At 59.5% G+C, this 11009-nt stretch carries 11 protein-coding genes; 2 read left to right on the top strand and 9 right to left on the bottom strand.

What is annotated here, in order from left to right:
• Window positions 1–16: 16 nt before the first annotated feature.
• Window positions 17–1297 carry a Y-family DNA polymerase gene (locus ACWHVV_RS05025; RefSeq protein ID WP_447928374.1) on the bottom strand — a complete coding sequence of 427 codons (1281 nt, stop codon included), beginning with the start codon at window positions 1295–1297 and terminating at the stop codon, window positions 17–19.
• Between the two features lie 113 nt (window positions 1298–1410).
• Here ACWHVV_RS05025 and ACWHVV_RS05030 point away from each other — a divergent pair, with 113 nt between their 5' ends.
• Window positions 1411–1761, top strand: a complete 351-nt coding sequence (locus ACWHVV_RS05030) for a hypothetical protein (RefSeq protein ID WP_447928375.1) — start codon at window positions 1411–1413, stop codon at window positions 1759–1761.
• A gap of 244 nt (window positions 1762–2005) precedes the next feature.
• Here ACWHVV_RS05030 and ACWHVV_RS05035 read toward each other — a convergent pair whose 3' ends face one another.
• From ACWHVV_RS05035 to ACWHVV_RS05065, 7 genes are read right to left on the bottom strand one after another with little or no spacing between them, the layout of a single operon-like run.
• Window positions 2006–2971: a contractile injection system protein, VgrG/Pvc8 family gene (locus ACWHVV_RS05035; protein ID WP_447928376.1), complete on the bottom strand. Its 966-nt coding sequence runs from the start codon at window positions 2969–2971 to the stop codon at window positions 2006–2008.
• Complete coding sequence (locus tag ACWHVV_RS05040; RefSeq protein WP_447928377.1) at window positions 2971–3420, bottom strand: phage tail protein; 450 nt, start codon at window positions 3418–3420, stop codon at window positions 2971–2973. The genes ACWHVV_RS05035 and ACWHVV_RS05040 overlap by 1 nt, the downstream gene beginning before the upstream one ends.
• An 11-nt stretch (window positions 3421–3431) precedes the next feature.
• Window positions 3432–7160 carry a phage tail tape measure protein gene (locus ACWHVV_RS05045; protein WP_447928378.1) on the bottom strand — a complete coding sequence of 1243 codons (3729 nt, stop codon included), beginning with the start codon at window positions 7158–7160 and terminating at the stop codon, window positions 3432–3434.
• 8 nt (window positions 7161–7168) lie between these two features.
• On the bottom strand, window positions 7169–7309 hold the full coding sequence (locus ACWHVV_RS05050; protein WP_447928379.1) for a GpE family phage tail protein: 141 nt from the start codon (window positions 7307–7309) through the stop codon (window positions 7169–7171).
• 26 nt (window positions 7310–7335) lie between these two features.
• Window positions 7336–7683 (bottom strand): phage tail assembly protein, encoded by a 348-nt coding sequence (locus tag ACWHVV_RS05055; RefSeq protein ID WP_447928380.1) that lies wholly within the window; start codon window positions 7681–7683, stop codon window positions 7336–7338.
• A 57-nt stretch (window positions 7684–7740) separates the two neighbouring features.
• On the bottom strand, window positions 7741–8250 hold the full coding sequence (locus ACWHVV_RS05060) for a phage major tail tube protein (protein ID WP_447928381.1): 510 nt from the start codon (window positions 8248–8250) through the stop codon (window positions 7741–7743).
• A gap of 37 nt (window positions 8251–8287) precedes the next feature.
• Window positions 8288–9457 (bottom strand): phage tail sheath protein, encoded by a 1170-nt coding sequence (locus tag ACWHVV_RS05065; protein WP_447928382.1) that lies wholly within the window; start codon window positions 9455–9457, stop codon window positions 8288–8290.
• Between the two features lie 140 nt (window positions 9458–9597).
• Between ACWHVV_RS05065 and ACWHVV_RS05070 the strand changes: the two genes are divergently transcribed.
• Complete coding sequence (locus ACWHVV_RS05070; protein WP_447928383.1) at window positions 9598–10482, top strand: hypothetical protein; 885 nt, start codon at window positions 9598–9600, stop codon at window positions 10480–10482.
• A 54-nt stretch (window positions 10483–10536) separates the two neighbouring features.
• Here the strand turns inward: ACWHVV_RS05070 and ACWHVV_RS05075 are convergent, their stop codons facing one another.
• On the bottom strand, window positions 10537–11001 hold the full coding sequence (locus ACWHVV_RS05075; RefSeq protein ID WP_447928384.1) for a hypothetical protein: 465 nt from the start codon (window positions 10999–11001) through the stop codon (window positions 10537–10539).
• Window positions 11002–11009: the final 8 nt, after the last annotated feature.

Here is an 11009-nt window from a genome sequence, read left to right on the forward strand (position 1 = left end):
ATGTTTTAACTACTCCCTAATCCGTATACGCTCGCATCAACTCATCCCAATTCGTTGTATAACGCGGGCTGCGATGAGCACACCGCAAATGCCACGGCGCATTCGTCTCCGGTAGCCCCATTCGTACCGTGCCTTTCCCCATCTTCTCGTTCAGCGCGTCCATGGTGGCCATGAGCTGCTGACTACGCTGGCGTTCCTCTTCCGTTTGCGGGGTGTCCATCAGGCTGAGCTGTTGGCGGTGCTGGTCGGTGAGGTCGAGCATCATCACGCCGGTTTTCTTGTAGGCGTACTTGGGGCGGTAGATCTTGCTTAGGCCCGCGCTGGCGGCACTCAGAATCTCGCGGGTGTCCTGAGTCGGACGTTCGAGTTCGACCACCACGCTGGGGGAGTACTGGGGCTGGTCCGGCCGGAATCTATCCGTTTTGAGGAACACCAGCAAGGCGCGGGCGAGGCTTTTTTGGGAACGCAATTTCTCGGCACCGCGCTGGGCGTGGTGGCGGATCGCGCCTTGTAGGTCGCTGAGTTGGCCGGTGCTGCGCCCAAACGAGCGGCTGGTCATGATGCGCTGCTTGGGTTCGGCTAGGTCGTTCATTTCCAGGCAGTTGACCCCGCGCAGCTCGAGCACCGTGCGTTCCATGTTTACGCTGAATTTGCGGCGCAGGTGCTTGGTGTCGGCTTCGCGCAGATCCCAGGCGGTTTTGATGCCCATTACCTGTAGCCGCTCGTTCAGGCGGCGGCCCACGCCCCATACGTCGCCCACGTCGATCTGCTGCAGCAGGTGCCGGGCCTCGTCGCTGTCCGCGTGCAGGATGCATACGCCGGGGTAACCGGGGTGCTTCTTGGCGATGCGGTTGGCCAGCTTCGCCAGGGTGTGGGTGGCGGCCACCCCGACGCAGACGGGAATCCCGGTATAGCGGCCGATTTTCCAGCGCACGCTGCGCGCGTGGTGGAGCAGGGCGTCCGGATCGAAGCCGTCCATGCGCACGAACATTTCGTCGATGCTGTAAGGCTCGACCCCAGCGGTTTCCTGCTCGAGGATGCTTTGCACCCGGTGGGACATATCGCCGTAGAGCTCGTAGTTGGACGAGTGCAGGATGATTTCGCCGCGCTCGACCCGGTCGCGCACCAAGTGGGACGGGGTGCCCATCTCGACCCCTAAGGCTTTCAGCTCGTTCGAACGAGCGATGATACAGCCGTCGTTGTTGGACATGATGCCCACCGGCTTGCGCTTGAGCTTGGGGTTGAAAACGCGCTCGCAGCTGACGTAGAAATTATTGCAGTCGACCAGACCAATCATTCTTTGCTCTCCCTATTGTACAATACTGTTGTTTTATACAGTATTAGACCCTGGGAACGCGAGAGGCAAATGCCAATGCCTGTCATTAACATGGGATAACAAAGGTCAGTAGCATGCGAGTGAATTACCTGGGGCCCGCCGTGGTGGGCGTGGAGCACCCGGCGGTGGCGGAAATGGACCGGCGCAAATTTTCACCAAGCTGCTTTCTGGTCGAGGTGGGCGAAGATGCCGCTGACAATGGCCACTGGATGGAGGGCGATGTGCTGGTGGTGGATGAGGCGCGCTCGTATGGCCATGCGGATCTAGTCGTCGCGGAAGTGGGCGGCGAGTATCGGTTATTCAAGACGCATCGGGTGGGCGAGCGCTGCCGGTTGTTGCCCGCTGCCGGGGGCGAGGGGTGTTTTATCAATGCCGAGCAGTTTCGGGGGGTGGTGGTGAGGCAGGCGCGGTGTTGGGTCGTGTAGGTAATGTCCTACGCTACCTGGCGTTGATCGCTTATGGCAAAGTGGGCTTTGGTTTGCCAGGCTGTGAGTGTCGCCTTGAAGCACGCGGTTTACCGCCGGAAGATTGCGGCATTACCTTGACCAGGGAGGGCTGAGCCAAACGGACCTGGCTTATCTGTAGGGATTTGGATACTAAAACCCCGGCTACTGGATGGCCGGGGTTATTTTTGTGAAAGAGCTAAGTCGATATGGGGCCAGCATCCACTTACTGCGTTTCCATCCGAATACTGCACGTATAGCCACGGTCGTTCAGGTCGTGGCGCACCTCATCAATGATCCAGGGCGTGGCGTCGATCTGTTCCTTGAATCCTACGGTGGTCACCGGGGTTTCGGGATAGATATCGGCGCGGCCTTCGGCGAGATCCAGCGTTAGCTCGGCGTGTTTGCGCTGCAGGCGCGTGAGCTCGGCGTTGGCTTCTTCCAGCGCTTCGCCTTCACTGGCGTAGGTGTGGCGTAGGCGTTTTGCGTTGTCGCTGCTGCCCACCAGCACTTCCTTGCGTTCCGCTTCGTCGAGATCCGACCAGTAGGCGATGACGCCGGTGAATTCTTCCCTATCTGCAATCAAATACCGGTGGGTATCGCCGACGCCGCGCTTGAGGGTGAGCATGGGGATCGGCGTGCCGCCAGCGGTGACGCCGCCGTTCATAGGCATGAACAGCAGGTTGCCGTTTTTGGCCTGGCAGAGTGCATCAAACCGTTCGGCCAGGCGGTAGAGGAAGTGCAAGTCTGATTCGTCGGTCTGGTCGATGTGCTCGATGAATATGCCCGCCAGCGGGGCGGCGATGTTGGGGGCGAGGCCCAGCCGGCCGGCGGCGGTGGCGACGATCTCTTCGAGCGTTTTTTCGTGGTAGCTTTCGCAGCGTTTTGCCGGATTATCTTTGCGCAGGTCCGCGCTGCGGGCGCGGATGGTGAGTACATCCGGCGCGCCTGAGTGTTCGACCTCGTCGACGGTGAACGAGCCGCGGTCGACCAGCGCTTCGCCTTCCCAGCCCAGCGCCACGGTCAGGATCTTGCCACGCGGCGGGATCGCCAGGCGACCATCGTGGTCCTCGAGCGTGAGGGTGAGTTCGTCGGTGGTCGTGCCGCGCTTGTCGGTAATCGTTAGGCTTTGCAGGCGGCCGGTAGCGGCCATGCCGCCGATGTTATACGCAGGGCGCCGGGCGGGAATCATTACACCAACCTCGGCACGGCGCGCATGGCCATACCGGCGAGCGGGCCGAGCATGGCGAGCAGGTTGCCGTTATCGTCTTCTACCCGGTGCAGCACCATATCGAAGTCGATTTGTTGGGCGGCGCCGTCCCGCATGAGGGCCACCTTGCGTTCCTTGAGGCTTTCGAGCACGTAGTAGCCGTAGTTTTTTCCGGTGCCTTCGATCAGCGGCCAGGCGTTGCCCTCAGCGGCCATGTCGCGCAGTTGATCAAGATGCGGCTGGCCGCCGGTGAATTGCGGGTGCAGGGTGCCGGTGAGTGTGATGGTGTCTTCACCCGGGCCGAGGAACTGCCGGGCGGGCAGTAGGCCGACGCGGCCCTGGGCTTCCTGCCGCCAGCGTGTCTGTCGTTCGAGTTCCTGGTAGGCGGCGGTGTCGAGGGAGAACACGAACATGCCGTAAATCATCATCATCTTCTGGTACCTCAATCAATGTCATGAAAGGCGCTGCGTCGCGAGGCCTGGGCGCGGCGCTCGGCGTCGCGTAGGGCGCGCTGGACTTCGGCGTTGACCAGACGCGCCAGATCCTGTTCGTTCATGCCCGGGGCGGCGTGGATCTCGATGTTGATGCCGCCGTTGATGACCAGGCCCCCGGCGCTGGGCTCATTGGTGTGGCTTTGCAGCGGTGGGCGGGCGTCGATCTGTACGCCGCTAGTGTCGATGCGCAGCGGGTCGAATTGGGGGAGCTCGGGCCATTCAAAGGCCAAAGCGTCGAGGCTTGGTAGTTCGGGTCTCTGGATTTCAAGCGCGCCCAGCGTGGGCAGCGTTGGCCGCTCGATGTACAGCGCATCCAACGTGGGCGTTTGAGGCGTGGCCACCTCGCTATAGAGCCGGGGCAGTTCGGGACGCTGGACCTCGAGCGCGCCCAGCTCGGGTAGCGTGGGTCGCTCGATTTGCAGCGCGTCCAGCGTGGGCGTTTGGGGCGTGGCCACTTCGCTGTAGAGGCGGGGCATTTCCGGCACCGGGGGCGGCGCTACGTCCAGTGCAATCGCTGGTGATGCAATTCCGGCGCTGAGCATCAAGCCGGTGGCGGCGTTTTTGAGTCGGTCTGTCAGGCTGCGTACTTGCTCGAGCGGGCCATCGGCATTGGCGGCGATACCGTCGCGTAGGCCGCCCGCGACGTCCAGGCCGATGCTTTTGAACACGCGGCTGGGAGAGTGGGTATCCAGGTTGTCGCGGGCTTCGTCTTCCGTGCTGCCGGTCAGCCAACCGACGGCGTCCTTGACGGCGTTGGTGCCGCTGCGAATGCCGTCGGCCATTCCGTGTGCGACGTCGCGGCCCGTATTCAGGGCGGCGTTGCCTGCGTTGCGTGCGGCGGTTCCCACGGCCCGGGCACCGTCGGTAATGCCGTCGCCGATGCTGCTCGCGATCTCTCGGCCCGTACTCAGGGCATCACCCACTACGTCGGCCATCCATCCGGCGATATTGCTGGCCAGCCCCATGACGTGATCGCGCAGCGCGCCCGCCATGTTGCTGATACCGCCGATGATCCCCTCGACGATGTTGGCACCGAATCCGGCAAACACGCGGCTGGGCGAGTGAATGCCGAGCACGCCCTTGAACCAGTCCATGACATTGTTGGCGATGCTGGTGATCCGTTCGCGTAGGGCCGAGAGCTTGCCGGTGATGCCGCCGATCAGGCCATCGACGATAAAACCGCCGAGGCTGCGGAATCCTTCGGGAATCTCGATGCCGAGGAAATCCAGCGTCGAGACGAACGCGGTATGCAGCAGGCCCAGCGGTGACCAGTCGAGTAATAGCCGGGTGACGCCGCCGATGCCCTCGCCAAACGCGTCTTGCAGGCGTTGGCTGATACCGCCAACGGCGTTTTTGACGCTCGACCACGCGGTCGTAATGCCTTGGGCGTAGGCGCCCATGATCTTGCTACCCAGTTCGGAGAGAGAGCCGGGCAGCTCGATGCCCAGCAGGCTGAGTGCTGAGGTCATGCCGCTGTAGAGCAGCCCGAACGGTGACCAGTCCAGCAAGAGACGCGAGACGCCACCGATGCCGTCGCCGAAGGCGTCTTTTACGCGCTGCCAAAGGCCGCCGAAAAACGCCTTGATGGGCTCCCAGTATTTGTAGATGAGAAACGCGGCCCCGGCGATTGCCATGATGGCCCAGCCAATGGGATTTGTGACCAGAAAGGCGGCGGTGGCCTTGAGGGCGCCGAGCAGCCCGACCGTGAGCGCGCGGCCGACGGTGAACAGCGCCGCGCTGGCGGTTTTAAGGATGGGCGCGAGGGCACCGGCTTTGATGCCCAGGGTGGCCAGCGCGAAGCGGGTAAAGAGCAGCGGGCTCAAGATGCTGGCGAACGTCATGGTGATAGCGCCGCCGATAGTAGCCAATGCGATCAGGCCACCGACAACCTTCGCAATCGTGCCAGCCAGCTCGGGGTTGGCTTTGATCCAGTCGCCGACGCCGCGGGTGATGGCGGTAATGCTTTGGATGAGCTCGCGTAGCGGGCCATCATTTGTGTCGGTGATGCTGATGCCGACTTCTTCCCAGGCACTGCGTAGCTCTTTCAAATCCCCGCCGACGTTGTCTGTCATCGTGGCGGCCATGCGGGCGTTTTCGCCCATGTTGTCGCCCAGGGCGTTGAGGATCTCATCGAGCTGGCCACCGCCCATTGCGTCGACCAGTTCCGCCATGCCGGAGCCCGCTTCTACGCCGAATATGTCCTGCATGATGGCTTTGCGTTCGACGTTGCCCAAGTCGGCCGTGGCTTGGCTGATATCGCGCAGGATATCGGGCATCGCGCGCATGTTGCCGTTCGCGTCGGACACCTGAAGCCCGATGTTTTCGATGGCGGCAGCGCCTTTGGCGGCCGGGTTGGTGAGCCGGTTCATCATGGCGCGCATGGTGGTACCGGCCTGGCTGCCTTGAACGCCGATGTTGCCGAGGATGCCCGACATGGCCGCGGCTTGTTCCATGGTGAGCTTGAGGTCTTCGGCGCCGCCGAGGTACTTCATCGTCTCGCCGAGCATTTCCAGATTGACGTTCGCGCGGCTTGCGGTACCGGAGAGAATGTCCGCTACCCGGGCCATCGAGCCATCGGCTTCCATATCGACCTTGAAGGCTCCGGCGATGTTGGATGCGATATCCGCCGCTCGGCCGAGCTCGGTGTTGTTGGCCAGAGCAAGGTCGAGCACGTCGCGCATCGAGGCGCGGATCGCGTCGCTACTCATGCCCGCGCGTAAAAGAAACTCCTGGCCGCTGCCGACTTCCGTGGCACTAAACGCTGTGCTGCCGCCTAAATCCCGTGATTGTTGGCGTAACGCCTGGTAGCGTTCATCGTCGGCATCGAAGCGGCCGACGGCCTGGAGGGTGCTCATTTGCTCGCCCCAAGCCACGCCGGGCGCTAATAGGCGTGAGGCGGCGTAGCCTTGAGCCATGCCGGTGCCAAACATGCCCATACCCACGCCCTGGGCGCGGGCGACTTTCGCCATGCCGTTCTGGTAGCGGTCGCGGGCTTCCGTTAAGCGGCGCTGGCGTTGCGCGACCTCAGTTAGATGCCGCTTTTGTTCCTGCAGGGCGGTGTTTAGCCGCTCTTCTTTTGTGCGTAGCTCTCGCGAACTTCGGCCGAGGTTGTCGGTGCTGATGCCTGCGTCATCCAGTCGGGTTTTTAGGCCCCGGATGCGTTCGGTTTGTGTCGCGTGGTTGCGAGTGAGTTTCTTGACTTCGTCGTCGGCCCTGCGCGTTCGGTTGGTGTAGTCGCGCATCGTGCGAGCAGAGCGATCAAACTCGGTTTGCTGGTTCTGTAGGCGTACCCGGGCGCGCTCGAGGGATTGCGAGAGCTGGTCGTTGGGCTTTTTGGTATCGAGTAATTGTTTAGCCAGCCGGTCGTATTCGCGGCGGTTGACGGTGAGACGCGATTTGATCGCGACGTGGGCTTCGCGCTGCTTGTCGAGCGCCTGGGTGTATTGCTGGTTACGCGAGCGGGCGTCGCGCATTGCGCGGGTGTTTTGCCGCTGGGCGGCGTTTGCTTTGCGGTAGCTGGAGAGGTCGCCTTGCTGCCGCTGGAGTTCTTTCAGCGAGGTTTGGGTCTCGCGCATTTCGCGGGCGGTTTTGCCCGCGCCTTCGCGCATTTTCTTTAACGGGCCGGTGACACGGTCCACGGCGTTGAGCATCACTTGCAGTCGTAGATTCCGTGCCATCGGTGTTCCTATTTCCCGTTTTGCTTACCTTTGGGCTTGCTGCCTTCGTGGCGTTTGCGGGCGCGTTCGCGCCATTCCATGAGCTCCTCGAGTTCCATGCCGTCCATCGCGCCGGGTTCCCAATGAAAGACCATCGCCAAGTCGGCCATCGCGTCTTCGACGAACTCGGGTAGGCTTAGGCCTCGACGTCTTTGTACTTCTTGGGGGTTAAAAAACCGTTCAGCGCCGTGCCCAGTTGCACCAGGTCGACGATATCCATGGTTTTCAGCTCCGCTTCGGTGAGCGCGGGGGTGGTGATGCGCGGCATGACCTTTGTGAGGGCGGCAACGTCCAGGTTCATGATGTCGACGAGCGAGACGCCGCGCATGCCACCGCTCATGGGTTTGCGCACGGTGATCTCGGTTACCTGGTTCTTGCCGCGCTGTAGCGGGGTTTCTAGCTCGACCACTTCGGTGGGCACGCCCGGCGCGGTAGCGGTTTGCGCGGCGGCGGCTTCGATCTGGTTTTCTGTCTGCTGGGTCATGATGATGTCCTATTCGAGAAAAAGGGTAAGGCCGCTGGGGCGGCCGTTAGGTGGGGGCTATACGCCCAGGGCGGCGCGGCGCTCTGCCAAGCGATCCGTGCCACGAACCTTGAAGATGAAGCCCGGCACATCGCGCTCGATGACATCTTCGCCATCGACGATGAGCTTGAAGTACGAAAGGCTTGTGGTGACGCTGATCTGGTTGTTGTCGCCCTTCGATGCGTCACCCATGCTGATGGTCTTGTGGCGGCCGCGCATGACGATTTCCACCGGGATGATGTCGCCGTCTTCGTCCGACTCATACGAGCCGGTCATGCGCAGCATGGCCGCGTCGTGAATGGGGCTGCCGTAGCTGTCGTAGATGTCGACGATCATGCCGCCGGCGGTCCACTCGAACTCCTGCAGCTCGTTGCCTTGGTCGACTTCGATGGGGCCTTCCATGCCGCCGCCTTCGTACTCCACCATTCTGCGCGCGAGTTCCGGCAGGGTGAGTTCGGGAATCTGGCCTTGCCAGTTGTTGCCGTCACCGAACAAATTGAAATCTTTGAGAATGTGAGGAAGTGCCATATTGGCTTGCTCCAGTTATTGCGCTCGGGGGCGGCGGTTAAGCGTTGATGCGGTCGGCAAAATCGACGAGATACTGGTCTGTAATGCGCTGTTGCAACATGAGATTTTCGAGCGGCGGCACGGGGGTGTAGTCGTAGTCGATGTAGAGCTTGCCGCTTTTCAGCACTTCCTTGCTGTTCAGCTCCGGATCGAACCAGGCTTCGCCGCCGAGCAGGTAGCCCTTGCGGGTGAGTTCGCGAAACTTGGCGTTGATGCCTTCGATGATGTCGCGCACCAGGCTGGGGTGCATCGGCTTATCGACGGCCCAGAGATGGGCTTCGGCGATGGTGTCCGCGAGTACTTGGGCGGTGCGGGTGTAGGACTCGAATGCAAACAGCGGGTCTTCGGTGCAGGTGCGGGAGCCCCAGAAGCGGAACCCTGATTTATTGATGAGCGTGGTCACGTCGGCGGCGTTTAAATAGCCCGCGTCGGTCGCTGGGTCTTGTAGATCCCAAAACACGTCGTGGGTAATGCCGGTGACGCTGTTCACGGGCATGTTGGAAAGCGTTTTATGCCAGCCGATGTCGTTATCAAGTTTTGCGCGATGGCCAAGGGCTTTGGCAACGGCGGAGAGCGGGCGGCTTTCTTGCGCGTTGACGTCGAAGTTCTGGAAGTCGGGCCAGATCACCATGGCTTCCCGGGCGCCAAAGTTTTCGCGGTACATCACCGCTTCTTCTTTCGTCTCGCAGCCGTGACCGGCGACGTAGGCGAAGGCGCGCAGCTGCTGCGCGGCGCTGATCAGGGCGCTGGCGACGTTTTCGTTGTCGAGTTCGGGCACGCCGAGAATGCGCGGTTTAACGCCGAATTGCTGTTCGGCGGCGAGTAATGCCTGGATGCCGGTTTTACGGCCGTTGGTGACCGTACCAATGAGGTTGGCGGTGGTCGCGCCCTCGTCTTCACCTTCGGCGACGCGAACCACGACGCAGACGGCGCGGGCTTCTTCGACGATGGCTCGCAGCGAACGGGCGAGGGTGCCGCTGGTACCGGCGTCGCTGATCGCGCTGTAGATGTCGGTGATCAGCACCGGGGTGTCGAGCGGGAATTTAGCGGTGTCGGCGTCCGGGGCGGTGGCCACCAGCCCGATCACGGCGGTAGATACCGTTCGGATCGGGCGGGTGCCTTCGTTGATTTCGACGACGCGAACGCCGTGATGATAATCCTGGGCCATGTGCTTGGCTCCTGCGCAGGTTCAAGCGTGGAAGTGGTAAAGCGTCATGGTGGGCGGGGTTCGCGCGGGAGGGTAGCGGTGGGCGTTGTGCGGGGGAGGGGGGACAAGGCAAAATATAAATACAAAACTGAGAGAGAAATATGACTAAGAATACTAAAGAAAGAAGCAAACAGGTTTGGCCAGGATGGCTTTATCACAAAATAACTAATGATTGGATTTTCGGAGAAGCCATTCTAATCTCTTCGGGCTTTATTTTGGCCTATGCCGTAAATTTTCACGGGCACAGTCTTTCTTCTAAGACGAGTGATTGGGCAGATTTTGCAACTTACCTTTCAGGCACGGTTGGTGTCACTGCGATAGTTGCTACCCTAATCGTTTTAATTAGAACTCTAGGTCAGCAAGAGAAGTTAATTAAAAGCCAAGATAAAATGCTTAAAAAGCAAGAAAAGCAAATAAAGGTTTCTAAGGAGCAGCTCAAGCAAGAGAAAAAAAGGCGCGATATAGAGCTTGCTCATAACAGTGCTGTAAAGATTTTTCCTACGCTAATTGAACGTTTTAAATCTGAGTTGAACAGCTATTTAACGATATATGAAGATGAGTTCGATGTTTACCAAGAGATTGAAGAAAGTATAGATAGGTTTGATGGAAAGGTTGATGATTTCTTTTTTAACTCAATGGAGCTCTACGATGTTTTTGATATGCATGATCCCAAAATCGCTTCAGACATAGTGAATCGTATGTTTTCAAGTGTGGGGATGGTTTATTTCTTTGCTGTTAGTCATCTAAAAGTAACTCAAGATCTAACAGAGTTTTTTTATGTCTATATGCATGAAGATATTACGGCCATAAGTAAGTGTTATGAGTATCTTACTTGCTATCATGCGTTTTTATTGGGTAAGGGTGAAAAGCGTTTAGCTAACCTAGGTACTAAATATTTAGGCTTTCCTGTTTCTTATGAAGATAGCGCTATTTATTATTCAAATTGGTTCAGAATAGGGGAGTTAGTCAGTAATTATGATGATTAGAATAAGGCCCGCTATTAGCGGGCCTTATTTGTTTTAGCTATACGATTGAGTTTTCTATGGCCGATACTGGTTGAGATTAGTGATCGCTTCATTTCCCGCTTCTTCTGCGGCCTCGATCGTCTCCGCGCGTTGCACCTTCGCTTTGCCGCCCAGGCGTAGGTTGCGGATCTCGCGGAGGGCGGTTTCCCATTGCTCTGCGGTTGCGATGATTGACTTGGCGGCGGCTTCGGCCTTCACCTCGAACATGGTGATGTGATCCTGCACGCTCGAGGGAATCGCTTTTGCGTCTTTGCCGTTGGCTAGCCAGTTGGCGGCTTCGGTTTTAGCGAGTTGGTATTCTTGGTCGATGTAGGCGCCTGGCGAGACAAAGGCTTCACGTGCGAGACCTGCAGCCTTGTCAATATTGGCGCCTAGTTGATCGTGCGCAGCGCTCAATAATTTATTCAGCGGAATGGTGGTGGTGTCTGTGTCGACCCCATATACGACGCTATCCCCAATGGTTGCGCTATTGATCAGCATTACTGTCT

This window comes from Vreelandella sp. EE27, from assembly GCF_968206495.1.

Coding starts and splice junctions, on each gene's coding strand:
- ACWHVV_RS05045 (WP_447928378.1), bottom strand. CDS start 7,160: ATGGCACGGAATCTACGACTGCAAGTGATGCTCAACGCCGTGGACCGT.
- ACWHVV_RS05030 (WP_447928375.1), top strand. CDS start 1,411: ATGCGAGTGAATTACCTGGGGCCCGCCGTGGTGGGCGTGGAGCACCCG.
- ACWHVV_RS05065 (WP_447928382.1), bottom strand. CDS start 9,457: ATGGCCCAGGATTATCATCACGGCGTTCGCGTCGTCGAAATCAACGAA.
- ACWHVV_RS05070 (WP_447928383.1), top strand. CDS start 9,598: ATGACTAAGAATACTAAAGAAAGAAGCAAACAGGTTTGGCCAGGATGG.
- ACWHVV_RS05035 (WP_447928376.1), bottom strand. CDS start 2,971: ATGATTCCCGCCCGGCGCCCTGCGTATAACATCGGCGGCATGGCCGCT.
- ACWHVV_RS05060 (WP_447928381.1), bottom strand. CDS start 8,250: ATGGCACTTCCTCACATTCTCAAAGATTTCAATTTGTTCGGTGACGGC.
- ACWHVV_RS05025 (WP_447928374.1), bottom strand. CDS start 1,297: ATGATTGGTCTGGTCGACTGCAATAATTTCTACGTCAGCTGCGAGCGC.
- ACWHVV_RS05040 (WP_447928377.1), bottom strand. CDS start 3,420: ATGATGATGATTTACGGCATGTTCGTGTTCTCCCTCGACACCGCCGCC.
- ACWHVV_RS05075 (WP_447928384.1), bottom strand. CDS start 11,001: ATGCTGATCAATAGCGCAACCATTGGGGATAGCGTCGTATATGGGGTC.
- ACWHVV_RS05050 (WP_447928379.1), bottom strand. CDS start 7,309: ATGGCCGACTTGGCGATGGTCTTTCATTGGGAACCCGGCGCGATGGAC.
- ACWHVV_RS05055 (WP_447928380.1), bottom strand. CDS start 7,683: ATGACCCAGCAGACAGAAAACCAGATCGAAGCCGCCGCCGCGCAAACC.